This window comes from Nonomuraea cavernae (genome assembly GCF_040655715.1).
In the GTDB taxonomy this organism is placed as follows: domain Bacteria; phylum Actinomycetota; class Actinomycetes; order Streptosporangiales; family Streptosporangiaceae; genus Nonomuraea; species Nonomuraea cavernae_A.
Window position 1 is genome coordinate 151,642 of sequence record NZ_JBFAKL010000018.1, and the last position, 25,108, is coordinate 176,749.

The following is a 25,108-nucleotide window of genomic DNA, read 5'->3' on the forward strand; positions in this document are numbered from 1 at the left end:
GTGGGCCCTTTGCCATATGTACGGCGAGCAGCAGGGGTACGCCGTGCCGTACCCGCGAACCAGGGGGAAGCATGGCGGGATCCGAGCTGACCAACCTCAAGTCGCCCCGGGTGAAGGCCGCCCGGAGGCTCACCAAGCGCGCCTTCAGAGACCAGGACCGCAAATTCCTGGCCGAGGGCCCGCAGGCGGTGCGCGAGGCGCTCAAGCTCGACGGCGTGACGCTCGAGTTGTTCACCACCGCCGAGGCAGAGCTGCGCCACCCCGAGCTCGTCACCGAGGCCACGCTCCAGGGCGTGCCGGTCCACCGGGCCAGTGGCGAGATCATGGCCGAGCTGTCGCAGACCGTCACCCCGCAGGGCCTGCTGGCGGTCTGCCGGCTCGTGCACGTGCCGCTGGAGGAGGCGGTGCCCGCCACGCCGCGCCTGGTCGCGGTGCTCGCGCACGTGCGCGACCCGGGCAACGCCGGCACCGTCATGCGCACCGCCGACGCGGCCGGAGCCGACGCCGTGGTCTTCACCGACGCCTCAGTGGATCCGTACAACGGCAAGTGCGTGCGCGCCAGCGCCGGTAGTCTTTTTCACCTTCCGGTCGTCATCGGTACACCCGCGGCGGTCGCCGCGCGTCACCTCAGGGAGCGCGGGCTGCGGGTGCTGGCGGCCGACGGCGCGGGCAAGCACACGCTCGACGACGTCGACCTGTCAGGACCCACCGCGTGGATCTTCGGAAACGAAGCCTGGGGTCTGCCGGAGGAGGTGCTGGCCGAGGCCGACGACGTGGTCAGGGTGCCCATCTACGGGCAGGCTGAAAGCCTCAACCTGGCCACCGCGGCGGCGGTGTGTCTTTACTCCTCCGCCAGGTCTCAGCGAGTGCCCTAGGCGGCGGGAAACCCGATATTGTCGGCCCTGTAGGCGGAGGAGGCGAGGTCGTGCACGGCGCAGACGATGGTCGAGAGCGCACCTCCGCGTGCGTGATCCCCATCGACGAGCTTCCCGACGGCCTCATCGTGACCGATGGTTTCGGCCGGGTGCTGGCGGTCAACCGGGCCGCCGTCCGGCTCACCGGAGTGAGCGTCGAGCGAGCCGTCGGCAAGGACATGGACGAGGTGTTCCCGTTCCGCGACCACGATGGCCGCGACTGGTGGAAGGCCCTCGACCCCGACGGCGGTCTGCGCACCCGCAGCAGGGTCCCGGAGCGGCCGCTCCACCTGCCGGGCGGGCAGGAGGTCTACGTCGCGGCCCGGCTGATCCGCGAGCCCGCCCGGGGCGGCGACGTCGCCCGGGTGGCGATCACGCTGCGCGACGGCGGCGCCCGCGCCCGCCTGGAGCGCAGCCGCGCCGACCTGGTCTCCACGGTCGCCCACGAGCTGCGCTCCCCGCTGACCAGCGTCAAGGGCTTCACCGCGACGCTGCTGGCCAGGTGGCCCCGCTTCACCGACGAGCAGAAGCTCGTCATGCTCGAGACCGTCAACAACGATGCCGACCGCGTGACCAGGCTGATCACCGAGCTGCTCGACGTGTCCCGGATCGAGTCCGGCCGGCTGGAGCTGCACCGCCAGGTCGTCGACGTGCCCGCCAGAGCCCGCCGCATCATCGCGGGCCGCGTGGCCGCCGGTGAGCCGGAAGATCGCTTCCGCCTCGTCGCCGGCCCCGACCTGCCCGAGATGTGGCTTGACCAGGACAAGGTCGATCAGATCCTCGGTAACCTGATAGAGAACGCGGTGCGTCACGGCCGTGGCACCGTGACGATCGACATCCAATCCGTCGAGTGGGGAGCTGCCGTGTCGGTGCGCGACGAGGGCGAGGGCATCGAGCCCGAGCTGGCTCCGCGCGTCTTCAGGCAGTTCTGGCGCGGCAACAGCCGCAGGCGCGGCGGCACCGGGCTTGGCCTGTTCATCGTCAAGGGCCTGGTCGAGGCACACGGCGGCACGATCACCGTGCAGCGGGCGCCCGAGGGTGGGGCGGAGTTCCGATTTACCGTGCCCACTGGCACGCCCGACTTCGCCTGAAGCCCGAGTCGGCCGGTGGGCGTCCACCGTTAGACTTTGACCGCTCAAGCCCTGGATACGGAGCTCACTCTTGTCTGACTACGACCCCGTCGAGGTGACACCGTTGCATGCCGACGAGGTGTCCCACATGGAGGCCGGCGCCCTGGCGGCGATCAAGGCGGCCGACACCCTCGACGCACTCAAGCAGGCGCGCCTGGCGCACGCGGGCGACCGCTCGCCCATCGCGCTGGCCAACCGCGAGATCGGCGCCCTGCCGCCCGCCGCCCGCGCCGAGGCCGGCAAACGTGTCGGCACCGCCCGCAGGGCGATCAACGAGGCCCTCGTCGCCCGGCAGGGCGAGCTGGAGGCCGAGCGTGACGCCCGGGTGCTCGTGGAGGAGGCCGTCGACGTCACCCTGCCCTGGGACCGCCGGCCGCGCGGCGCCCGCCACCCGCTGACCACCATGCAGGAGCGCATCGCCGACACGTTCGTGGCGATGGGCTACGAGGTGGCCGAGGGGCCCGAGCTCGAAGGCGAGTGGTTCAACTTCGACGCCCTCAACATCGCCACGGACCACCCCGCCCGCTCCGAGCACGACACGTTCTTCGTCGAGTCCGGCGAGTCGGGCATGGTGCTGCGCACCCAGACCTCGCCGGTGCAGATCCGCGCGCTGCTGCAGCGCGGGGTGCCGTGCTACGTGATCTCTCCGGGCAAGGTGTTCCGCACCGACGAGCTCGACGCCACCCACACCCCGGTGTTCCACCAGGTCGAGGGGCTGGCCATCGACGAGGGCCTGACGATGGCTCACCTCAAGGGCACGCTCGACCGGTTCGCCGAGGTGATGTTCGGCGAGGGCATCTCCACCCGGTTCCGGCCCAACTACTTCCCGTTCACCGAGCCGTCGGCCGAGATGGACCTCAAGTGCTTCGTCTGCCGCGGCGCCTCGGCGGTCCCCGGCAACCCCTCCTGCCGCACCTGCAAGTCGGAGGGCTGGATCGAGTGGGGCGGCTGCGGCATGGTCAACCCGCGCGTGCTGATCGCCTGCGGGGTCGACCCGTCGAGATATTCGGGCTTCGCCTTCGGCATGGGCATCGAGCGGACACTGATGTTCCGCCACAACGCCGAGGACATGCGCGACATGGTCGAGGGTGACGTGCGCTTCACGCTCCCGTTCGGAATGGAGATCTGATGAGGGTCCCGCTCTCCTGGCTGCGGGAGTATGTCGATCTCCCGGCGGTCACGGCGCACGAGGTGGCCGACAGGCTCACCGCGGCCGGGCTCAAGCTCGAGTCGATCACCTCGCACGGCCACGACGTCAAGAACGTCGTCGTCGGCGAGGTCCTTGAGATCGAGGAGCTCACCGGCTTCAAGAAGCCGATCAGGCACTGCAAGGTCGAGGTCGGTGAGGCCACGCCACGCGAGATCGTCTGCGGCGCCACCAACTTCGCCGTGGGTGACCGCGTGCCGGTCGTGCTGCCGGGCGGCGTGCTGCCCGGCGGCTTCGAGGTGGGCGCGCGCAAGACCTACGGCCGCATGTCCGAGGGCATGATCTGCTCCGAGCGCGAGCTCGGGCTGGGCGACGACCACCACGGCATCATGGTGCTCCCGGCCGGCACGCCGATCGGCGCCGACGTGGTCGAGCTGCTCGGCCTGCGCGACGACGTGATCGAGCTGGAGATCACCCCCGACATCGGCTACGCGCTGTCCATCAGGGGAGTGGCGCGCGAGGCGGCGACCGCGTTCGGCGTGCCGTTCCACGACCCCGCCGACGTCGAGCTGCCCGAGGAGACCGGGCCGTCGTGGCCGGCGTCGATCGCCGACCCGACCGCCTGCGACAGGTTCGTGCTGCGCGAGGTCCGCGGTTTCGACCCGTCCGCGCAGAGCCCGCTGTGGATGCGCGTACGACTGACGCGGGCCGGGATGCGGCCGGTGTCGCTGGCCGTCGACATCACCAACTACCTGATGTTGGAGCTCGGTCAGCCGCTGCACGCCTTCGACCGCGGCAGGCTGACCGGCGAGATCGTCGTGCGCCGGGCCTGGCCGGGCGAGACCCTCGAGACGCTCGACCACGTGGTGCGCGAGCTCGACCCCGACGACATCCTGATCACTGACCAGTCGGGCCCGATCTCGATGGCCGGCACGATGGGCGGGCTCGAGACCGAGATCTCCGACGCCTCGACCGACATCGTCATCGAGGCGGCGCACTTCTCGGCCACCGGCATCTCCCGCGAGTCGCGCAGGCACAACCTGGTGTCCGAGGCGTCCAAGCGGTTCGAGCGGGGCGTCGACCGGGAGCTGCCGCTGGCCGCATCCTGGCGGGCCGCGCGACTGCTGGCCGAGCTGGGCGGCGCGACCGTGCAGCCCGGGGTCACCCACGCCGAGGTCGGCGTGCGCCCCGCGCGCATCGCGATCCCGGCGAGCCACCCGGGCGACGTCGCGGGCATCCCCTACGCCAAGGAGACCGTCGTCCACCGGCTGGAGCAGGTCGGCTGCGCGGTGACCGACGGAGACGACCCGGCCGTGCGCACGGGCGGCGTCGACCCGACCGGCGTCGTGACGGGCGGCGAGCTGGCGGCCAAGCTGGCGGTCGCCGGTGACGACATGATCACCGTGACGCCGCCGTCCTGGCGGCCCGACCTCACCGACCCCAACGACCTGGCCGAAGAGGTCATCCGGCTGGAGGGCTACGAAAGCCTGCCGTCGGTTCTGCCCAAGGCTCCGGCCGGGGCCGGGCTGACCGAGGGGCAGCGGCTGCGCAGGCGCGTCGGCCGAGCCCTCGCCGCCGCCGGCTACGTCGAGGTGCTGGCCTACCCGTTCATCAGCGAAGCCGACTTCGACAACCTGCAGCTGCCCGCCGACGACGCCCGCCGCCGGGCGATGCGGCTGGCCAACCCGCTGGCCGAAGACGAGCCGCTGATGCGCACCACGCTGCTGCCGGGCCTGCTCAAGACCCTGGTCCGCAATGTCGGCCGCGGTTTCCCCGACGTGGCGCTGTTCGAGTCGGGTGCGGTCTACCGGCCGCGCGAGGGCGCCCCTCGCACCGCGCCGGTGCTCGGCGTCGAGCGCGAGCCCACCGGCGACGAGCTGGCCTCGGTCGAGGCGGCCCTGCCCGACCAGCCGCACCGCGTCGCGGTCGTGCTCGCGGGCGAGTTCGACCGGTCCGGTTGGTGGGGCGCGGGGCGGCAGGAGTGCTGGGCCGACGCGGTGCGGGCCGCGCAGCTCGTGGCCGCCGAGGCGGGCGTCGAGCTGTCCGTCACCGCCGACCAGCACGAGCCGTGGCATCCCGGCCGATGCGCGGCCCTCTATTCCGGTGACACGCTCGTCGGCCATGCTGGTGAGTTGCACCCGCGGGTCATCGAGGCCTACGGTCTGCCGCCGCGCACCTCGGCGATGGAGCTGGAGCTGTCGAGGATCGAGCGCGTCATGCCGGGCCCGGTCGAGGCGCCCAGGGTGCCGGCCTATCCGGTCGCGACGCAGGACGTGGCGCTGATCGTGCCCGACTTCACGCCCGTCGCCGACGTGGAGGCGGCGTTGCGCGACGGCGCGGGTGAGCTGCTGGAGTCGATCCGGCTGTTCGACGTCTACACCGGCGAGCAGGCGGGCGAGGGCAACAAGTCGCTCGCCTACACGCTGCGCTTCCGCGCCGCCGACCGTACGTTGACGGCCGAGGAGACGACCGCGGCCCGGGACGCCGCCGTGGCGCTGGCCGCCGACCGGGTGGGCGCCCACCTGCGGGGCGTCTGAGCATACGAAAGGTCCGGTACGTGTGGCGTACCGGACCTTTCGTCGTTTCAGAGCCGGTCGATCTCGGTGAGGTCGATGTCGATGTCGAACGGCACCGTCACCTTGAGCCGGTCATGGAAGATCTCGGTAGGGACGTACGTCCTCGTGACGGAGTCAAGCTCGTAAACGTAGACGACCGGCTGGCCGGAGTTGTTCTCGACGCGCCAGAAGTGGGGGATGCAGGCTTCGGCGTAGAGAGTCGGCTTCCGTTTACGGTCGCGCGTCCTTGATTCGGGTGAGACGACCTCGACGACGAGCGTCACGTCCTTGGCCCGGTAGAAGGTCTGCTCGCGGCTGTGCTCAGCGTCGGCGCGGATGACACTGATGTCGGGCTCCGGGCGCTGGCTCTCGTCGAGGATGACGCTCATCTCCCGCCGCACGCGCACATCGGCCGGCGCCATGCGGCGCAGCTCAACCTCGAACAGCGACACCGCGAGCGTGTGGAAGGAAGCTTGAGGGCTCACGAAGACCAAGCTTCCATCAATCAACTCTGTGTGCGCAGGCAATTGCGTAATGCGATCGAGGTCCTCCGCAGCGAAACCTTGAGGTGGCGGAAAGACCCAGTCGGGTAGCGAAGATGACTCCATGTCCGGGCTCACCGCTTCATCCAGGCTCACCGCTTCGGCCGTCATGGTTCTACGGTAGCAAGCTACCGCGGTCACGTTCTGTGAACCGGGATGTGGGCATCGGGTGCTTGTCCCAGGGCTGGCAGAATGCCCGCATGAGGCAGCTACTCGTGTTCGCTGAGCGGGACGACGCGCAGGAGGTCGCGGAGACGCTGGCCGAGCTGTTTCCCGCGCTCGGGGTCCCGCGTGTGGTGCGGGAGACGCTGGCGGGCGAGGACGACGCCGACGACGCGCAGTGGCTGGTCGTGGCCGAAGGGCTCGACGAGGAGATCCTGCCCGAGGTGGACGAGCTGGTCGAGCGCTACGCGGGCTGGCGCGAGCCGGGCTGAGCCGTCGCCGACGCGGTCAGGTGGTCGCCTGCTCGGCGCGGCGAGCCTTCTCGGCCAGCGCGTGTTCGTCGGTGCGGGCGTCGTAGGTCCTGAACGCGGGCAGCGCCACGGCCAGCGCGGCCACGGCCGCCACGCACAACAGCCCGCCCACGCCCAGCGAGAACCTGGCTCCGCCGGTCTGCGCCATCAGCCCGGCTCGGGCGTTGCCCAGCATCGGACCGCTGGCGTAGGAGAGCAGCTCGATGCCCGCCAGCCGGCCGCGCAGCTCGTTGGGGATCGTCTGGTTCCACATCGTCATCCTGAAGATGCCGCTCACCATGTCGGCCGCGCCCGCCAGCGCCAGGCAGACGAACACCCCCCAGATGGTGGGCATCAGCGCGGCCAGCGCCACCGACACGCCCCAGAGCACGGCGGCCACGATCACGCCGAGCCCCTGCCGATGCACCCGCGAGGTCCAGCCGCCGGTCAGCGAGGCCAGCAGGGAGCCGACCGCGCCGGCCGAGTAGAGCAGCCCGAGCGCCTGCGGCGCGCCCATCTGGTCGGCCAGGAACGGGAAGAGCGCCGTTGACATGGCGAACACCATGGCCGCGATGTCGACCAGGTAGGTGCCCATCAGGTCGCGGCGCCCGACGGCGTACCGTACGCCCTCGACGAGTGACCGCAGCGACGCGGGCACGGCGTCCTCGGCGGGCGGCAGTGAGCTCATCCGCCAGAGCAGCGCCAGCGACAGCAGGAAGCTGACCGCGTCGAGTCCGTAGGCCAGGGCGGTGCCGAACGACACGACGAGCAGGCCGCCGAGTGCGGGCGCGACGATGGCGCCGAAGTTCCAGCGCAGGCTGGTGAGCACGGCGGCGGCGGCGAGCTGGTCGTGCCGCACGACCTGCGGAATCATCGCCTCCAGGCTGGGCCGTTGCAGGCAGGCGATGCCCGTGGCCAGCGCGCCGACCACGTACAGCACCCAGACCTGAGGGTCGGGCAGCAGTGAGTTGACCATCAGCATCGCCGAGGTGACGGCCAGACCGACCTCGCTCAGCAGGATCACCTTGCGCCGGTCGACGGCGTCGGCGATCGCGCCGCCCCACAGGCCGCAGACCACCATCGGCACGAACTCGGCCAGGCTCACCAGGCCGACCGCGACGTAGGAGCCGGTGAGCTCCTTCATCTGGTAGGGGACGGCCACGAGGGTGATGAACGTGCCGAACATGGTGACGACACCCGACACCATCAGCAGCCGGTAGTCGCGGGAGTCGCGGAGCGGGCCCAGATCCGGCACGAGGTGACGGATCAGGCGTCTGAGTCGGTCGGGCACGAGCTCACCTTGTCGGGTGAGACGGGGCTGAGCAACAGCTTTTCGCACGGGGAGAAAGGGGCCCCGTCCGGGGCCCCTTCACGGGGGAGAGGTCAGGCGGTGGGGACCTTGTCCAGGAAGCCCAGCACCCTGGCGATCCGGCCGTCCTCGGCCAGCTCCACCACGTCGAACCCGACGACCACCGGCTCCTCGCCGGCCGGGCCCAGGTGCCAGGTGAACCTGGCGATCCGGTGGTGGGCCTCGTACATCTCGCCCGGGGTGAAGACGAAGCCGGGGAACATGCCCTGCGCGCCCTCGATGACGGCGGCGATCCCGGCATGGCCGGCGACGTCGGCCAACGGGTCGGTGTAGGTGGCCTCCTCGGTCCACAGCTCGGCCACGAGCTTGGCGCGGGCGTCGGCGCCGGTCTCGTTCCAGGCGGCGAGGTAGCGTTCGACCAGGTTTTCGGCGGTCATGATGTTCCGTTCTTTTGAATGATTTATCCGGCTATTGGGACGAGTGTTGTGAGCGCAGCCTGCGCAGGCCGACGAGCTGTACGGCGGCGAACAGGCCCACGACCATCGCCTGGGCCACCGCCCACAGCGCGCCGATCGTGGTGAACTCGATCACCCCGGTCACCACGGCCAGGATGCTGCCGATCGCCCAGACGGTGTTCAGCGCGATCACCGTCATGGTGGCCGCCGGGTTGACGGCCTCGCGGGCGGCCAGCAGGCCGACCCCCAGGGCGTACACGAGCAGGAAGGCGCCGATCCCGCGCAGCGGGGCCACGTCCGGGCCGAGCAGGTCGCTGAGGAGAGCCGCGCCGGCGAGGTAGCCGAGGCCGTTGACCCCGGTGACGACGGCGTCGAGGCCCAGCGCCAGGCGCAGGAACCTGGTGCGGTCGGTGGTGATGGTCAGAGCGGTCATCTTCGAGCTCCTTGTACGGGCGTTCCGACAAGGGAAAAGGTGCCATCCGGCCGGTCGCCGGCGCGATTACGCCTCAGGTAATGAGCCCGCCTATCTCCGGCTCGACCTGGGGGACCTCCGCGGGAACTGCTACGACGAAAAGGCCGCCGGACGGATCCGGCGGCCTTGGGGCAGGGAGGGTCAGGAGCCCAGGATCTCCCTGCGCAGGTGGGTCTTGAGAATCTTGCCGCCGGGGTTGCGCGGCAGCTCACCGTCGCGGAACCAGACATGCGCCGGGATCTTGAACTTGGCGATCTGGCCGGCCAGGAACTCCTGGAGCTCGGCGGGGGCGACCGACGTTCCGGGGGCGAGGCGGACGACGGCTCCGACCTCCTCGCCGAGTTCGTCGTGCGGTACGCCGATCACCGCCGCGTCGTCCACCGCCGGATGCTCGAACAGCGCCGCCTCGACCTCGGCGCAGTAGACGTTCTCGCCACCCCTGATCACCATGTCCTTGGCCCGGTCCACGATGTAGACGAAGCCGTCCTCATCGATCTTGGCCAGGTCGCCGGTGTGCAGCCAGCCGTCGATGAACGTCTGCGCGGTGGCCTCCGGTTTGTTCCAGTAGCCAAGGATCACGTTCGGTCCCCGGACGCACAGTTCGCCCACCTCGCCAGGGGGCAGCTCGGTGTCCATGGGATCGACCACCCGCACGTCCACCACCGCCGAGGGCAGTCCGATGCTGTCGGGCCTGGCGTGGTAGTCGGCGCCGCCGTTGCCGATGGCCAGCGCGGTCGTCTCAGTCATGCCGTAGCCGTTGGACGGCGCCCGGTTGGGGAGGTTCTGGGTGATGCGCTCCAGCAGCTTGGGCGGCGCCGGCGCCCCGCCGTAGCCGAGCGTGGTCAGCGACGACAGATCGTACTTGCCGAAGTCGGGGTGCGACATCAACTGCCAGGCGTTGGTCGGCACGCCGATCATCGTGGTGATCCGCTCGCGCTCGATGAAGCGCAGCGCCTGCTCCGGGTCCCACTTGTACATGAGCGCCAGCCCGCCGCCGGTGAACATCGTCGTGGTCAGCCCCGAGAAGCAGCCGGTGACGTGGAACAGCGGCACGGTCAGCAGTGTCACGCGCCGCACGCCGGCCACCTCGCCGGGGTCCTTGCCCGCCATCGCCACCGCGCGCATCAGCCCGTAGGCGACGGTCATCGGCGACTGCCCGAGGTTGCGGTGGCTGCCCAGCGCGCCCTTGGGCTGCCCGGTCGTGCCGGAGGTGTAGAAGATCGTGGCCGGGTCCTTGGGGGACAGGTCGACCTCGGGCAGGGCCACCTCCGCGGCGACCTCGCCCAGCACGTCCTCGAACGCCCGCGCGCCCTCGGGCGCCTCGCCCCGGGCCACGATGAGCGGCACGCCCGTCGCCGCCAGCCGGGCGGCCCGCTCGCCGTCGGCGATCAGCACCTTGGCCCCCGAGTCGCTGACGCCGTAGGCCAGCTCAGGCTCCGTCCACCACGCGTTGAGCGGGACGGCGATGCCCCCGGCGGCCAGCACGGCCGAGAAGGAGATCACCCACTCGGGATAGTTGCGCATCGCCACGGCCACCCGGTCGCCCTTGGTGACGCCGTACTCGTCGACCAGCCGGTTGGCCAGCGTGGCGGCGCGGCGGTAGTGCTCCTCGAAGGTGATGTGCTCGTCCTCGTAGATGAGGAAGACCTTGTCGCCGTGGAAGCGACTCATTTCGAGCAGGGCGCGAAAGTGTCCGGGGGCATGTTTCCAGGTCCGCACCCCGGTGTCGCCGATCTCTTCGATCTCGAAAAGCTGGCCCGGTCCCGTGAGCTGGGCCTGGACCTCGGCATGAGTGACGGTCATGCGTACAACTCCCGAATTTGACGGCTGTTGGATAAATCACAGTACCGACCGGCCGGTACGCGCGCTAGACCGTCGTTCCGAGTGCGTGACCATGCAGTGATGGCCGCGATGAGCCCGTCTCCTCATGCGAACACGCCGGGTCCCGGCTTGCATATCCATCTTGATCGGTGCATCATCTTCACAAGCAAACTTATGAGTGTGAGTGCATGAACATACAGGAGGTTGGGATGAGAGCGGCGGTGGCGGGAGCCAGCGGCTACGCGGGAGGCGAGCTGCTCAGGCTGCTGCTCGGCCACCCGGAGTTCGAGATCGGCGCGCTGACCGGGGCCTCCAGCGCGGGCAGCCCACTCGGAGCCCACCAGCCGCACCTGCTCCCGCTCGCCGATCGGGTCATCGAGGACACTACCCCCGAGGCACTGTCCGGGCACGACGTGGTCTTCCTGGCCTTGCCGCACGGCCACTCCGCCGCCGTCGCCGCCGGGCTCGCGCCGGACGTCGTCGTGGTCGACTGCGGCGCCGACCACCGGCTCGCCGATGCCGCCGCCTGGCAGGAGTTCTACGGCGGCGAGCACGCCGGCACCTGGCCGTACGGCCTGCCGGAGCTGCCCGGCCAGCGCGAGGTGCTGAAGAAGGCCCGCCGCATCGCGGTGCCCGGCTGCTACCCGACCTCCGTCCTCCTCGCCCTGATGCCCGCGTTCGCCGCCGGGCTGGCCGAGCCCGACGTGGTCGTCGTGGCGGCCAGCGGCACCAGCGGCGCCGGCCGGTCGCTCAAGCTTCACCTGCTCGGCAGCGAGGTCATGGGCGCGGTCAGCGCCTACGGCGTCGGCGGGGTCCACCGGCACACGCCCGAGATGGAGCAGGGGCTCTCGGCCGTGGCCGGCACGCCGGTGCGCGTGTCGTTCACCCCGACCCTGGCCCCGATGAGCCGCGGCATCCTCGCCACCTGCACCGCTCCCGCCCTGCCCGGGCTGACGAGGGCGACCGTGCGTGAGGCGTACGAGAGCGCGCTGGCCACGGAGCCGTTCACGCGGCTGCTGCCCGAGGGCGTCTGGCCCTCCACCGCGATGACCTACGGGGCCAACACCGCCGCCGTGCAGGTGACGCTCGACGAGCGCGCGGGCCGCCTGATCGCCGTCATCGCCATCGACAACCTGACCAAGGGCACCGCCGGAGGCGCCGTCCAGAGCACCAACCTCGCCCTCGGCCTGCCGGAAGAGCTCGGCCTCCCCCTGACAGGAGTATCTCCATGAGCGTTACCGCCCCCCTCGGCTTCAGGGCCGCGGGCATCGCCGCCGGCATCAAGGCAGGCGACGCCCGCGACCTCGCCCTCGTCGTCAACGACGGGCCGAGCCGCGCCGCCGCCGGAGTCTTCACGGCCAACCGGGTGAAGGCCGCTCCCGTGCTGTGGTCACAGCAGGTCCTGCGCGGTGGGAGGGTCCGGGCGGTCGTCCTCAACTCGGGCGGAGCCAACGCCTGCACCGGCGCCGAAGGCTTCCAGGACACCCACGCCACCGCCGAGGAGGCCGCCGGCGCGCTCGGCGACTCGGCGGGCGAGATCGCGGTCTGCTCCACCGGCCTGATCGGCGAGCGGCTGCCGATGGACCTGCTGCTGCCCGGCGTCCGGGTGGCCGCCTCGCAACTGGCCCGCGACGGCGGGCTGGCAGCGGCCGACGCCATCCGCACCACCGACACGGTCTCCAAGATCTCCTTCAAGCGCGGTGACGCGTACATGGTGGGAGGGATGGCCAAGGGAGCGGGCATGCTCGCGCCGGCCATGGCGACCATGCTGTGCGTGCTCACCACCGACGCCGACCTGACCGCCGAGCAGCTCGACACGGTGCTGCGGGCCGCGACGTCCCGCACATTCGACCGGCTCGACGCCGACGGCTGCATGTCGACCAACGACACGGTGCTGCTGCTGGCCAGCGGCGCGTCCGGGGTGACGCCCGATCTCGCGGAGTTCGAGCAGAAGGTCACCGAGGTCTGCGCCGACCTGGCCCGGCAGCTGCTGGTCGACGCCGAGGGCGCCTCCAAGGCCATCGCGATCGAGGTCGTCGGCGCCGCCTCGGAGGACGACGCGGTCAAGGCCGGCCGCGCCGTCGCCCGGTCCAACCTGCTCAAGTGCGCCATCCACGGCGAGGACCCCAACTGGGGTCGCGTGCTGTCCGCCGTCGGCACCACCGACGCCGAGTTCGAACCCGAACGGCTCAACGTCGCCATCAACGGCATCTGGGTCTGCCGGGGCGGCGCGGTCGGCGACGACCGGTCCAAGGTCGACATGCGTCCCCGCGACGTGACGATCACCATCGACCTGTCGGCAGGGGCCGCCTCGGCCACCGTCCACACCACGGACCTGACGGCCGACTACATCCACGAGAACTCGGCGTACTCGTCATGAGGACCTCCAGCGCGCACACCAAGGCGGGCACGCTGATCGAGGCGCTGCCCTGGCTGGCCCGCTTCCACGGCGCCACCGTCGTCATCAAGTACGGCGGCAACGCGATGACCGAGGAGTCGCTCAAGGAGGGCTTCGCCGAGGACATCGTCTTCCTGCGCTACGCCGGGCTCAGGCCGGTCGTCGTGCACGGCGGTGGGCCCCAGATCAACGAGCACCTCGATAAACTGGGCATCGAGTCCACGTTCACGGCGGGGCTGCGGGTCACCACACCCGAGGCCATGCAGGTGGTCCGGATGGTGCTGGTCGGCCAGGTCAACCGCGACGTGGTGGGTCTGATCAACCGGCACGGCCCGTTCGCGGTCGGCATGTCGGGCGAGGACGCCCACCTGTTCACCGCCGAGCGCAAGCACGCGCTGGTCGACGGCGAGCAGGTCGACATCGGCCAGGTGGGCGAGATCGTCAAGGTCGACGCGAGCTCCGTGCGGACCCTGATCGAGCACGGCCGCATTCCCGTCGTCTCCGGCATCGCGCGCGGCGAGAACGGCGAGATCTACAACGTCAACGCCGACACCGCGGCCGCCGCGCTCGCCGTGTCGCTCCAGGCGCAGAAGCTGATCGTGCTCACCGACGTCGAGGGCCTGTACGCCAACTGGCCCGCCGACACCGACGTGATCGACCACCTTGACGCCGACGCGCTGGCCGAGTTGATGCCCACCCTGTCCAGCGGCATGGTCCCCAAGATGGAGGCGTGCCTGACCGCGGTTCAGGGCGGCGTCCCGGGGGCACACGTGATCGACGGCCGGGTGCCCCACTCGCTGCTCCTGGAGATCTTCACCGACGAGGGAATCGGAACCATGGTGACGCCCAATGAGTGACAACAGCGACCTCAAGGACAGGTTCGAACAGGCCTTCATGCCCAACTACGGTGTCCCGCCGGTGGCGCTGGCGCGGGGCGAGGGCACCCGGGTGTGGGACGTCGACGGCCGTCAGTACCTCGACTTCGTCGGCGGCATCGCCGTCAGCTCGCTCGGCCACGCCCACCCGGCCCTGGTCGAGGCGGTCTCCCGGCAGGTCGCCACGATCGCCCACACCAGCAACCTGTTCCTGCACGAGCCCGAGGTGCTGCTCGCCGAGCGGCTTCTCGGCCTGCTGGGCGTTTCCGGTCGCGTCTTCCTGGCCAACTCCGGCACCGAGGCCAACGAGGCCGCCTACAAGCTCGCGCTCAAGTACGGCCGGCGCGAGGGCCGGGGCTACTTCGTCGCCGCCGAGAACGGATTCCACGGCCGGACGATCGGCGCGCTGTCGCTGACCGGCAAACAGTCCATCCGCGACCAGTTCGGGCCGTTCCCGGTGGACGTCCGATTTGTCCCCTACGGCGACGCGGGCGCCCTCAAGGAGGCGGTGACCGGCGACTGTATCGCGGTCTTCCTGGAGCCGACTCAGGGCGAGGCAGGGGTCGTCCCTCCGCCCGACGGCTACCTCGTGGCGGCCCGCGAGATCTGCGACGCGACCGGCGCGCTGCTGGTCGCCGACGAGATCCAGTCGGCGATCGGCCGCACCGGCCACTGGTTCGCCCACCAGGCCGACGGCTTCCTGCCCGACATCCTCACCCTGGCCAAGGGCCTCGGCGGCGGCCTGCCGATCGGGGCCTGCATCGGCTTCGGAGACGCGGGCACCCTGTTCGACAAGGGAGACCACGGCTCGACGTTCGGCGGCAACCCGGTCTCGTGCGCCGCCGCGCTGGCCGTGCTCGACACCCTCGACCTCGACCACGTCAAGACGACCGGCGCCCGGCTCCGCGCCGGCCTGGAGGCGATCGACCACCCGCTGCTCAAAGGGGTGCGCGGGCGCGGCCTGTGGCTGGCCACCGTGCTGAGCGAGCCGCGCTCGGCCGAGGTGCAGCAAGCGGCCGCCGACGCCGGCTTCCTGGTCAACGCCCTGCAGCCGGACGCCGTCCGTCTGGCGCCGCCGCTGGTCGTCACGGCCGGCGAGATCGACGCGCTGGTGGCGGCCTTCCCGGCGATTCTCACGGAGGCGGCCAAGTGACGACCAGACATTTCCTGCGCGACGACGACCTCTCGCCCGCCGAGCAGGCCGAGGTGCTCGACCTGGCCGACGCGATGAAGAAGGATCGCCACGGCTACCACCCCTTCGCGGGGCCGAAGACCGTCGCGGTGCTCTTCGACAAGCCCTCCACCAGGACCAGGGTGTCCTTCGCCGTCGGCGTCGGCGAGCTGGGCGGGCTGCCGCTGATCATCGACGGCGGGTCGTCGCAGCTCGGCCGGGGCGAGTCGATCGAGGACACCGCCCGGGTGCTCGAACGGCAGGTGGCCGCCATCGTCTGGCGCACCGCCGGGCAGGAGCGCGTCGACGCCATGGCGGCGGGCACCGCCGTGCCCGTGGTCAACGCGCTGACGGACGAGTTCCACCCCTGCCAGATCCTGGCCGACCTGCAGACCGTGCGCGAACGCTTCGGCGGTACGGCCGGGCTGACGCTGACCTACCTCGGCGACGGCGCCAACAACATGGCCCACTCCTACCTGCTGGGCTGCGCCACCGCCGGGATGCACGTGCGGATCGGCGCCCCGATCGGCTACCAGCCGGACGCGACCATCCTGCTCCGGGCCGCCGAGATCGCCGCGAGGACCGGTGGTTCGGTGGTGTCGCTGTCCGACCCGGTCGCCGCCACCCAGGGCGCGCACATCGTCGCCACCGACACCTGGGTGTCCATGGGCCAGGACGGCAAGGACGAGCGGATGGCGGCGCTGCTGCCGTACCAGGTCTGCTCCGAGCTGATGGAGCACGCCGCGGACGACGCGATCGTGCTCCACTGCCTGCCCGCCTACCGCGGCCACGAGATCACCGCCGAGGTGCTCGACGGCCCGCGCAGCGCGGTGTGGGACCAGGCCGAGAACCGCCTGCACGCCCAGAAGGCGCTGCTCCACTGGCTGGTGACGTCCTCATGAGCATCCCGATGACCAAGGTCGCGCGGCAGGCGAAGATCACTGACCTGCTGCAGCGACAGCCCGTGCGCTCCCAGCCGGAGCTGGCCAAACTGCTCGCCGAGAGCGGCGTGGAGGTCACGCAGGCCACGCTCTCGCGCGACCTGGACGAGCTGGGCGCGCTCAAGCTGCGGGCCGAGGACGGCTCGCTCGTCTACGCGCTGCCCGGCGAGGGCGGCGGCCGGATCCCGCTGGCCCGAGTCGGCATCGGCGGCGAGTCGCCGGCCGCCCGGCTGCACCGCATCGCGGAGGAGCTGCTGGTCTCCGCGGACGCCTCGGCCAACCTCGTCATCGTCCGGACCCCGCCGGGAGCCGCGCAGTTCCTGGCCTCGGCCATCGACCACGCCGGCTGGGAGTCGATCCTCGGCACGGTCGCCGGCGACGACACCATCCTCGTCATCAGCCGCGATCCGCAGGGGGGTCCCGCGGTCGCCGAGTCGCTGCTTAAGGCTGCCGACCGGCGCGCGGCACAGGAGCTCGGCGGCAGGGAGCGAAACCCGACGCCGCCGGGCGAGAGAACGACGATCTGAACACGCCGGACGGCCGGCCCGCCGCCACGGACTCAGCAATGGAGATCATGAAATGACCGAGAGAGTGGTTCTCGCCTTCTCCGGCGGGCTCGACACGTCCGTCGCCATCCCGTTCCTCGCCGAGAAGATGGACGCCGAGGTGATCGCGGTCGCGGTCGACCTGGGCCAGGGCGGCGAGGACATGGAGGCGATCCAGAAGCGCGCGATGGACTGCGGCGCCGTCGAGTCCGTCGTCGTCGACGCCAAGGAGGAGTTCGCCGCCGACTTCTGCGTGCCGGCCCTGCAGGCCAACGCCCTTTACATGGACCGCTACCCGCTGCTGTCGTCGCTGTCGCGGCCGCTCATCGTCAAGCACCTGGTGACGGCGGCCAAGCGGTTCGGCGGCACGGTCGTGTCCCACGGCTGCACCGGCAAGGGCAACGACCAGGTGCGGTTCGAGGCAGGCCTGGCGGCTCTCGCGCCCGACCTGAAGGTCATCGCACCGGCCCGCGACTTCGCCTGGACCCGCGACAAGGCGATCGAGTTCGCCGAGCAGAAGGGCCTGCCGATCGAGACGACGAAGAAGAACCCGTTCTCGATCGACCAGAACCTGTGGGGCCGGGCCGTCGAGACCGGCTTCCTCGAGGACATCTGGAACGGGCCCACCGAGGACGTCTACTCCTACACCGCCGACCCGTCCGTGCCCCGCGAGCCCGACGAGGTCGTCATCACCTTCGAGCGGGGCGTCCCGGTCAAGATCGACGGCCGCGCGCTCACGCCGTACCAGGTCATCGAGGAGCTCAACCGGCGCGCCGGCGCGCAGGGCGTCGGGCGGATCGACCTGGTCGAGGACCGCCTGGTCGGCATCAAGTCACGCGAGGTGTACGAGGCGCCCGGCGCGATCGCGCTGATCACCGCGCACATGGAGCTGGAGAACGTCACCGTCGAGCGCGACCTGGCCCGCTTCAAGCGCGGCGTCGACCAGCGCTGGAGCGAGCTCGTCTACGACGGCCTGTGGTTCTCCCCGCTCAAGGACGCCCTCGACACGCTCATCGCCGACGCCCAGAAGTACGTCTCGGGCGACATCCGCATGACGCTGCACGGCGGGAGGGCCACGGTCAGCGGGCGCCGCTCCGAGGAGTCGCTGTACGACTTCTCCCTGGCCACCTACGACACCGGCGACACGTTCGACCAATCCCTGGCCAAGGGCTTCGTCCAGCTGTTCAGTCTGCCGGCCAAGATCGCCGCGGCCCGCGACGCGAAGCGCGGGTGATGTGCACTAAGGTCGCGCCCGGGGGACTCGGAGCAGCGAGCGACGCACGACGCCGACGAGCACCGGAGTGGCCGCGACCATGAAAGCCGACGTGAAGGAGACACTGGTGAGTGATGGCAAGCCGATGAGGCTGTGGGGCGGGCGGTTCGAGGGAGGCCCGGCCGACGCGCTGACGCGGCTGTCGGTGAGCGTGCACTTCGACTGGCGACTGGTGCCGTACGACCTGGCGGCGTCACGCGCGCACGCCCGCGTGCTGCACAAGGCGGGGCTGCTCAGCGAGGACGAGCTCGGACGCATGATCGGCGCGCTCGACGACCTGGAGCGCGCCTGCAAGGCGGGCGAGTTCCGGCCGACCGTCGCCGACGAGGACGTGCACACCGCGCTGGAACGCGGCCTGCTGGAGCGGCTCGGCTCGCTCGGCGGCAAGCTGCGCGCCGGGCGGAGCCGCAACGACCAGATCGCCACCGATCTCCGCCTCTACCTGCGCGACCACGCCCGCACGATCGTCTCGCGACTGGTCGAGCTGGAGACGGCGCTGATGGCCCAGGCCGAGCAGCACGCCGACACGGCCGCGCCCGGCATGACGCACCTGCAGCACGCGCAGCCGGTGTCGTTCGGCCACCAGCTGCTCGCGCACGTGCACGCCTTCGCCCGCGACATCGACCGGCTCACCGACTGGGACAAGCGCGCGGCCGTCTCGCCGCTCGGCGCCGGCGCGCTGGCGGGCTCGTCGCTGCCGCTCGACCCGCAGGCGGTGGCCGCCGAGCTGGGGTTCGACAGCGCCGCGCCCAACTCGATGGACGCCGTGGCCGACCGCGACTTCGCGGCGGAGTTCCTGTTCGACGCGGCCCTCATCGGCGTGCACCTGTCGAGGCTCGGCGAGGAGATCGTGCTCTGGGCCTCGCAGGAGTTCCGCTGGATCGAGATGGACGACGCCTACTCCACCGGCTCGTCGATCATGCCGCAGAAGAAGAACCCCGACGTCGCCGAGTTGGCCCGCGGCAAGTCCGGGCGCCTCATCGGCAACCTCATGGCGATGCTCACCACGCTGAAGGGCCTGCCGCTCACCTACAACCGCGACCTGCAGGAGGACAAGGAGCCGGTGTTCGACACCGTCGACACGCTGCTGCTCGTCCTGCCCGCGATGGCCGGCCTGGTCGCGACCATGCGGGTCAACACCGCGCGGCTGCAGGCGTCGGCCCCTGACGGGTTCGCGCTCGCCACCGACCTGGCCGAGCTGCTCGTACGCCGTGGGGTGCCGTTCCGCGACGCGCACGAGGCGGTCGGTCATCTGGTGGTGTGGTGCCAGGTCAACGACAAGGACCTGGGCGACCTGAGTGACGACGAGCTGGTCAAGGTGTCGCCGCACCTGACGCCCGACGTTCGCGACGTGCTCAACGTGCCGGGTGCGCTCGCCGCCCGCAAGGCCCACGGCGGCACCGCCCCCGACCGCGTCCGCGACCAGCTCGTGGCGCTGCGCGAGGCGGTCGACGCCCAGGCGGCATGGGCAGCGGGCTCCTGAGCTCCGCGCCGTTGCCGCGCGGCTTCTTCGACCGGCCGTCGCCCGAGGTGGCGCCCGACCTGCTCGGGCGGGTGCTCGTGCACGGCCCGGTCGCGGTGCGCCTCACCGAGGTCGAGGCGTACGGCGGCCCCGGCGAGGACCCCGCGGCCCACACCTACCGGGGCAGGACTCCCAGGAACGCGGTCATGTTCGGGCCGCCGGGCCACCTGTACGTGTACTTCACCTACGGCATGCACTTCTGCGCCAACCTGGTGTGCCTGCCGGAGGGGCACGGGTCGGCCGTCCTGTTACGAGCCGGTCAGGTCGTGGCCGGCGCCGACGTGGCCCGCGCCCGCCGGTCCGGCGGCGCCAAGCCCGTGGCCGAGCGCGATCTCGCCCGGGGCCCGGCCAGGCTGGCGGTGGCCCTCGGGCTGCGGCGCGAGCACAACGGGATCGACGCCGTGGGCACCGCCCCGGCCGGGACCCCCGGACGCCTGACCGGCCGGCCCGCCGGCGGCGCGATCGTGCTCGGCGGCAGCCCGCCCGACCCCGGAGCGATCAGGTCGGGCCCGCGGACCGGGATCTCGACGGCCAAGGACACGCCCTGGAGGTTCTGGATCGACGGCGACCCCACCGTGTCGCCGTACCGCGCTCACGTGCCGCGCCGGCGCAACGCCGCGGCCACCTCGGTGGGGGAGGCGCCGCCCAGGTCGTGAGCGCTGAAGATGTGCAGGCCGTCACCGGTGTCGATCTCCAGCATCTCGCTGCGTACGCCGTACCTCCTGCGGATGTCCACCGTGATCTCCTCGATCTGCTCCCACGGCACGTGCCGCCGGCCGGCGAAACCGTGCACCACGGTGATGCCGCTCTCGTCGGCCGCCAGGCGTACCGGAACGAGGAGATCGCGCAGCCCCATGCCGCCCAGCAGGGCTGCCGCGGGCACGGCGAGGATCACGCCGCGCACGTCGTCGCCGACGTACCAGAACACGGCGAGACCGGCACAGGCCACAGCCCCTAAGATCTTGAAAACGGCCAGCTTGCGACGGACCCTCCACATGGACCACGAGAGTATCCAAGTAGCGGTCATCAGGCGCGATCAGGCAGGCTGTAACCACTGACGTCTATCGGAAAGCCAGCACCGTGACCGACATTCTGGATGAGCTCGAATGGCGCGACGTCCTCGCGCAGACCACCGACGCCGACGCCCTGCGCAGGGCGCTGTCGGAGGGTCCGATCACGGTCTATGCCGGCTTCGACCCGACCGCCCCGTCGCTGCACATGGGCAACCTGGCCACGCTGCTGATCCTCACCCGGTTCCAGCGGGCCGGCCACCGGCCGATCGGCCTGGTCGGCGGCGCGACCGGCCTGATCGGCGACCCGAGTGGGCGCAGCACCGAGCGGGTGCTCAACACCTCCGACGTCGTGGCCGAGTGGGTAGCGAAGATCCGGGTCCAGGTGGAGAGGTTCCTCTCCTTCGACCCGGGGCCCACCGCCGCGACGCTGGTCAGCAACCTCGACTGGACGGCCGAGATGTCGGCCATCGACTTCCTGCGCGACATTGGCAAGCACTTCCCGGTCAACCGCATGCTCGCCCGCGAGTCGGTGTCCGCCCGCCTCGGCGGTGACGGGCTGAGCTACACCGAGTTCAGCTACCAGATCCTGCAGGCCAACGACTACCTCGAGCTCTACCGGCGCAACGGCTGCACGCTCCAGGTCGGCGGCAGCGACCAGTGGGGCAACATCACCGCCGGGGTCGACCTGATCCGCCGGGTCGAGGGCGCCCACGTGCACGCCCTCACCGGCAAGCTGATCACCAAGGCCGACGGCACCAAGTTCGGCAAGACGGCGGGCGGCGCGGTCTGGCTCGACCCGGCTCTGACCTCGCCTTACGCGTTCTACCAGTACTTTCTCAACTCCGACGACCGCGACGTGATCCGGTTGCTGAAGGTGTTCACCTTCCGCGGCCGCGAGGAGATCGAGGAGTTGGAGAAGGCGGTCGCCGACCGGCCGTTCGCCCGCCTGGCGCAGCGCACCCTGGCCGAGGACCTGACCACGCTCGTGCACGGCGCCGGCGAGCTGGCGGCGGTGGTCGCCGCGTCCAAGGCGCTGTTCGGACAGGGCTCGCTGGAGGAGCTGCCCGCCTCGACGCTGGATGCGGCGCTGGCCGAGGTCCCGAAGGCGGCCGTGGCCGCGCTCGGGGCGCCGTTCGTGGACCTGATGGCCGAGAGCGGCCTGGTGGAGTCCAAGTCGGCGGCCCGGCGGGCGGTCAAGGAGGGCGGCGCCTACCTCAACAACGTCAAGATCACTGACGAGTCGTACGTGCCGGTGACCGACGATCTGCTGCACGGGCGGTTCATGGTGCTGCGGCGCGGCAAGAAGGCGATCGGCGGCGTCGAGGTCGGCTGAAGGGCGAGCGGGTCTCTTCCGGGAGAGGAGAGGCCCGCTCAGAGCCGGGCTCGCATCCGGCTTTCGTGTCGCGTCGGCGCCGGGCTCGCATCCGGTCTTCGTGTCGCGTCGGTGCCGGGCTCGCGTCGGTGCTGGGCCTGTGTCGGTGCGCGGGACGTGCCGGTGCTGTGCCTGTGTCAGCGCTTGGCGAACAGCGCCACGGTGAGACCGGGCAGCTCCGCCGAGTGCCAGGACGTGACCATCGCGAAGCCGGCCTCCCGGACGGCCTTCACCCTTGGCAGCTTCAGGCCCGCCTGCTTGGTGCCCCGCCATGCGACCCAGACCCGGCCGCGGTCGGCGAGCGCCTCGGCGACGTCCCGCCGCTCCGGATAGGCGAATCCCCGGAGGTCGGGCTCGCGGCCCAGGCGGAGCACGTCCTCCGGCACGCCCGGGGTCGCGTAGTAGTCGAAACCAGCCCGAACCGAGCTCTGCCCGAACACGATCGCGTCCCCTGGCCGTGCGTCCACTCTCTGGACCGCGCCGGGAAAGTCCTCGAACCGCCCGTTGAATTCGCGTATCTCCACGTGCTGCGCGATCCCCGCGGCCCCGGCACCGACCACCAGCACGCAGCAGGGGACGACGGTCATCCGGGGGACGCTCGCGGCGGCGATGCCCGCCAGCAGCGCCAGGGCGGGCGTGGCGACGAACAGGTAGCGATCGACGTAGACCGGCGTGACGAGGTGGGACACGGCGAGCAACAGCAGCGGCGGCAGCACCAGCCATCCCAGCAGCGCACCCGCCCATGCCCTGTCACGCAGCAGCACCGCCCCCACCAGCGCCACCGCGAACAGCGGCACCCCCACCTCGGCGGCTCCGGCCAGCATCTTGGGAAACTTCAGCAGCACCTCCGGCCCCCGCTGCGAGATCCAGCTGATCGCATGCCGCTCGCCGTACCCGACCAGCCCCAGGACGACCGCCGGAATGCCGCCGAGGGCCATCGCGGGAATCATCCGCGCCAGCGGCATCCGCCCGGTCGCGGCGGCCAGCAGGTGCGCGGGTAGCACCAGCACCGCGAACAGGTGCGTGCAGCACACCAGCGCCACCGACACCCCATACAGCACCCAGCCGCGCCCTCGCGCCGCCCGGTGCAGGGCCCAGAACGACAGGACGACCGCCGCCGCCGCGAAGGCGTACGAACGGGCATAGGCCCCGTAGTACGACACCGACGGCAGCAGCGCCAGCAACAGCGCCGCGGTGATCCCCGCCCGGGTGCTGTGCAGCCGCCGCCCGAGATCGCACAGCAACCACGCGGCCACCCCGATGGCCAGCGCCGACGGTAACCGGAGCCACAGCTCGGCCGTCCCCACCTTCGTCCAGAGGTGCATGAACAGGTAATAAGGCAAGAAATGTCCGTCGATGTGCCGGGCCAACTCCCAGAGCCCGGCCAGCGAGCGGGAGGCGGCGCTGAGCGTCGCCAGCTCATCGCCGTTCAACGAGGCCGAGCCCGACCCGCTGAGCGCCACCACCGCCGCCAGCGGTCCCGTCCACCAGTGGCTCCGCCCACGCCTCGGTGCGGCCAACGGGGCAGGTGAGGCTGCTGCGACGGTAGTGATCATCGAGGCAGAATACGCGCATAAGCTGCAGAACATGACTGAAGTCATTGTGTTCGACCTGTACGGAGTCATCGCCCGGACCCAGACGGACGACGCCAGACAGCGTCTCGCCGATCTCGCCGGGGTGCCGGGGGACAGCTTCTGGCAGGCGTACTGGCTCTGCCGCCCGGCCTACGACGCGGGTCAGGACGGCGTAGCCTACTGGGCCACCGTGGCGGAACGCCTGGGCACCTCGTTTCCGGATGTGCCGGCGCTGATGAAGGCGGACCTCGACAACTGCCGGGTCGACGACGAGATGGTGTCGTTGGTGTGCGAGCTGGCGGACCAGGGACACACGCTCGGCCTGCTGTCGAACATCATCGAAGATCTGGTCCCCGTGTGGGAGTCACGGCACGCCTCGTGGCTGGGACGGTTCGCCTCGCTCACGTACTCGTGCCGGATCGGGGTGGCCAAGCCGGACCGCCGGGCGTACGAGATCTGCGCCGAGCGGATCGGGGTGGCCTCCTCCGACGTGCTGTTCTTCGACGACAACGAGGCCAACGTCCTGGCGGCGCGGGAGGCGGGGATGGTGGCGGAACTGTTCACCTCACCCGCTCAGGTTCGTGCCCTCGCGCTACGACAGTGACCCTCGGTCCGGTCTGGTCGTAACGGCTGGCCGGGGGCTGCGGCAAACCGAGCGCCGCCCCGTACGGCGATGCCGTCGCTCGCCACGCGCACAGCCCTCGGCCTGTGGTCCTATCGCGAGGGGTACGTCCTTTGTCGGTGGCTATGAGAAGTGGGTCCAGCCCACACGCGCCTGGCGTGACCCGCTCACGCAGCACCATCGCCCATGCGCGGTCATCTCGAATCCCATGGGCCACTCGCGTCATGGCGGCCCCCCTCCGTCTCACGACCCGTCATCATTGGGACGCCCGCAGGCCGGACCGGCTGCCGGACTGGGCTCGACGTGCTTCTCGGGGCACCGAAACGGCTGAATCCCCGTGTTCTACGACGAAGGGCTAAGCCCTCCATGAACGCCTTGGCGCTTGCGGGCGATCACTCGAAGCAGCCCGGGACAGGCCAGGAGTCTGCGGGAGCCGTACGAGCAAGGGGCCGATGGCCGTGCGACAGGGACACGGTCGAGCTGTCGGGATGCAGTGGCCATGACTGAGCGGTCGAGGCCGGGGCCTCGTGCGGCCTCTGTGCAGGTGGAGTCGTGTGTAGCGGGTATCGGTGCGCGCTGGGCGTCCGCTCTGATTTGACGGCTGGCGGATCGCGACCTACTCTTTCAGTTCGCCCCGGGAGTGAGCCGGACGCCACAGGCGGACGGGCCCCAGGGCAAGCCCTTTGAGAAACGAACCACTCGGTCGAGACGCTCCAACGCGTCCAGACTGAGCCGTCGTGGGCACGTCCTGGTCACCGATAAATCGGTTGATTCGACACGCTCAAGATGGCACGGTAAGTTGAGAGGGTTGTCCCAGAAATGGGGCGCGAAAATTCTAGACAGGTTCGGTTCGTCTCTTACAAATCTTCGGATTTGACACAGACGAAGCACCTGATAAAGTTTGAAACATGAAGTGAACGCCTCTGAGCGGGTCCGGTTGGTTCCGGGTTTGTGAGGGTGTACGCGTCCGTTTCTTGAGAACTCAACAGTGTGTTAAAAGCCAGT

Annotated in this window: 23 protein-coding genes; 16 read left to right on the forward strand and 7 right to left on the reverse strand. The window is 70.7% G+C overall.

Annotated elements, in window-relative coordinates; translation table 11 throughout:
• The first annotated feature begins 71 nt into the window (after positions 1-71).
• From AB0I38_RS25520 to AB0I38_RS25535, 4 genes are all read left to right on the forward strand, one after another.
• Positions 72-875 (forward strand): TrmH family RNA methyltransferase, encoded by an 804-nt coding sequence (locus tag AB0I38_RS25520; RefSeq protein WP_358472186.1) that lies wholly within the window; start codon positions 72-74, stop codon positions 873-875.
• 50 nt (positions 876-925) lie between these two features.
• Positions 926-2,005, forward strand: a complete 1,080-nt coding sequence (locus AB0I38_RS25525) for a sensor histidine kinase (RefSeq protein WP_358472188.1) — start codon at positions 926-928, stop codon at positions 2,003-2,005.
• Between the two features lie 127 nt (positions 2,006-2,132).
• On the forward strand, positions 2,133-3,173 hold the full coding sequence (pheS, locus tag AB0I38_RS25530) for a phenylalanine--tRNA ligase subunit alpha (RefSeq protein ID WP_358472231.1): 1,041 nt from the start codon (positions 2,133-2,135) through the stop codon (positions 3,171-3,173).
• Positions 3,173-5,728, forward strand: coding sequence for a phenylalanine--tRNA ligase subunit beta (locus AB0I38_RS25535; protein WP_358472190.1), 2,556 nt, complete (start codon positions 3,173-3,175; stop codon positions 5,726-5,728). Before pheS ends, AB0I38_RS25535 begins: the two co-directional genes overlap by 1 nt.
• Before the next feature lie 47 nt (positions 5,729-5,775).
• Here AB0I38_RS25535 and AB0I38_RS25540 read toward each other — a convergent pair whose 3' ends face one another.
• Positions 5,776-6,354, reverse strand: a complete 579-nt coding sequence (locus AB0I38_RS25540; RefSeq protein WP_358472233.1) for a Uma2 family endonuclease — start codon at positions 6,352-6,354, stop codon at positions 5,776-5,778.
• Between the two features lie 134 nt (positions 6,355-6,488).
• Here AB0I38_RS25540 and AB0I38_RS25545 point away from each other — a divergent pair, with 134 nt between their 5' ends.
• Positions 6,489-6,722 carry a hypothetical protein gene (locus AB0I38_RS25545; protein WP_358472192.1) on the forward strand — a complete coding sequence of 78 codons (234 nt, stop codon included), beginning with the start codon at positions 6,489-6,491 and terminating at the stop codon, positions 6,720-6,722.
• 16 nt (positions 6,723-6,738) lie between these two features.
• Here the strand turns inward: AB0I38_RS25545 and AB0I38_RS25550 are convergent, their stop codons facing one another.
• From AB0I38_RS25550 to AB0I38_RS25565, 4 genes are all read right to left on the reverse strand, one after another.
• Positions 6,739-8,031, reverse strand: a complete 1,293-nt coding sequence (locus AB0I38_RS25550; protein WP_358472194.1) for an MFS transporter — start codon at positions 8,029-8,031, stop codon at positions 6,739-6,741.
• Positions 8,032-8,123: 92 nt separating this feature from the next.
• Positions 8,124-8,486 (reverse strand): nuclear transport factor 2 family protein, encoded by a 363-nt coding sequence (locus AB0I38_RS25555; protein ID WP_358472196.1) that lies wholly within the window; start codon positions 8,484-8,486, stop codon positions 8,124-8,126.
• A gap of 31 nt (positions 8,487-8,517) precedes the next feature.
• A complete protein-coding gene (locus AB0I38_RS25560; protein WP_358472198.1) occupies positions 8,518-8,937 on the reverse strand; it encodes a hypothetical protein in 420 nt (139 codons plus the stop codon).
• A gap of 180 nt (positions 8,938-9,117) precedes the next feature.
• A complete protein-coding gene (locus tag AB0I38_RS25565) occupies positions 9,118-10,779 on the reverse strand; it encodes a class I adenylate-forming enzyme family protein (RefSeq protein WP_358472200.1) in 1,662 nt (553 codons plus the stop codon).
• A gap of 206 nt (positions 10,780-10,985) precedes the next feature.
• Here AB0I38_RS25565 and argC point away from each other — a divergent pair, with 206 nt between their 5' ends.
• The 9 genes from argC to AB0I38_RS25610 all read left to right on the forward strand — a co-directional run bounded on the left by argC (position 10,986) and on the right by AB0I38_RS25610 (position 20,178).
• A complete protein-coding gene (argC, locus tag AB0I38_RS25570; RefSeq protein ID WP_358472202.1) occupies positions 10,986-12,029 on the forward strand; it encodes an N-acetyl-gamma-glutamyl-phosphate reductase in 1,044 nt (347 codons plus the stop codon).
• Entirely contained in the window at positions 12,026-13,177 is a 1,152-nt protein-coding gene (argJ, locus tag AB0I38_RS25575; RefSeq protein ID WP_358472204.1) for a bifunctional glutamate N-acetyltransferase/amino-acid acetyltransferase ArgJ, read from the forward strand. Before argC ends, argJ begins: the two co-directional genes overlap by 4 nt.
• Positions 13,174-14,052 (forward strand): acetylglutamate kinase, encoded by an 879-nt coding sequence (gene argB, locus AB0I38_RS25580; RefSeq protein WP_358472206.1) that lies wholly within the window; start codon positions 13,174-13,176, stop codon positions 14,050-14,052. Before argJ ends, argB begins: the two co-directional genes overlap by 4 nt.
• The gene (locus AB0I38_RS25585) at positions 14,045-15,223 is read left to right on the forward strand and encodes an acetylornithine transaminase (RefSeq protein ID WP_358472208.1); all 1,179 of its coding nucleotides are present in this window, start codon (positions 14,045-14,047) and stop codon (positions 15,221-15,223) included. Before argB ends, AB0I38_RS25585 begins: the two co-directional genes overlap by 8 nt.
• Positions 15,220-16,143 (forward strand): ornithine carbamoyltransferase, encoded by a 924-nt coding sequence (gene argF, locus AB0I38_RS25590; RefSeq protein ID WP_358472209.1) that lies wholly within the window; start codon positions 15,220-15,222, stop codon positions 16,141-16,143. Before AB0I38_RS25585 ends, argF begins: the two co-directional genes overlap by 4 nt.
• Entirely contained in the window at positions 16,140-16,709 is a 570-nt protein-coding gene (locus AB0I38_RS25595; protein ID WP_358472211.1) for an arginine repressor, read from the forward strand. Before argF ends, AB0I38_RS25595 begins: the two co-directional genes overlap by 4 nt.
• Before the next feature lie 52 nt (positions 16,710-16,761).
• A complete protein-coding gene (locus tag AB0I38_RS25600; protein WP_358472213.1) occupies positions 16,762-17,961 on the forward strand; it encodes an argininosuccinate synthase in 1,200 nt (399 codons plus the stop codon).
• A 79-nt stretch (positions 17,962-18,040) separates the two neighbouring features.
• Positions 18,041-19,483: an argininosuccinate lyase gene (gene argH / locus AB0I38_RS25605; RefSeq protein WP_358472215.1), complete on the forward strand. Its 1,443-nt coding sequence runs from the start codon at positions 18,041-18,043 to the stop codon at positions 19,481-19,483.
• Positions 19,465-20,178, forward strand: a complete 714-nt coding sequence (locus AB0I38_RS25610; RefSeq protein ID WP_358472217.1) for a DNA-3-methyladenine glycosylase — start codon at positions 19,465-19,467, stop codon at positions 20,176-20,178. Before argH ends, AB0I38_RS25610 begins: the two co-directional genes overlap by 19 nt.
• On the opposite strand, the gene AB0I38_RS25615 is transcribed toward AB0I38_RS25610, so the two are convergent.
• Complete coding sequence (locus tag AB0I38_RS25615) at positions 20,115-20,519, reverse strand: PH domain-containing protein (RefSeq protein WP_358472219.1); 405 nt, start codon at positions 20,517-20,519, stop codon at positions 20,115-20,117. The two genes, AB0I38_RS25610 and AB0I38_RS25615, sit on opposite strands and share 64 nt — an antisense overlap.
• A gap of 83 nt (positions 20,520-20,602) precedes the next feature.
• Between AB0I38_RS25615 and tyrS the strand changes: the two genes are divergently transcribed.
• Positions 20,603-21,868: a tyrosine--tRNA ligase gene (gene tyrS / locus AB0I38_RS25620; RefSeq protein WP_358472221.1), complete on the forward strand. Its 1,266-nt coding sequence runs from the start codon at positions 20,603-20,605 to the stop codon at positions 21,866-21,868.
• Positions 21,869-22,044: 176 nt separating this feature from the next.
• On the opposite strand, the gene AB0I38_RS25625 is transcribed toward tyrS, so the two are convergent.
• Positions 22,045-23,463, reverse strand: coding sequence for a glycosyltransferase family 39 protein (locus AB0I38_RS25625; RefSeq protein ID WP_358472223.1), 1,419 nt, complete (start codon positions 23,461-23,463; stop codon positions 22,045-22,047).
• 31 nt (positions 23,464-23,494) lie between these two features.
• Here AB0I38_RS25625 and AB0I38_RS25630 point away from each other — a divergent pair, with 31 nt between their 5' ends.
• The gene (locus tag AB0I38_RS25630; protein ID WP_358472225.1) at positions 23,495-24,085 is read left to right on the forward strand and encodes an HAD family hydrolase; all 591 of its coding nucleotides are present in this window, start codon (positions 23,495-23,497) and stop codon (positions 24,083-24,085) included.
• Positions 24,086-25,108 lie beyond the last annotated feature (1,023 nt).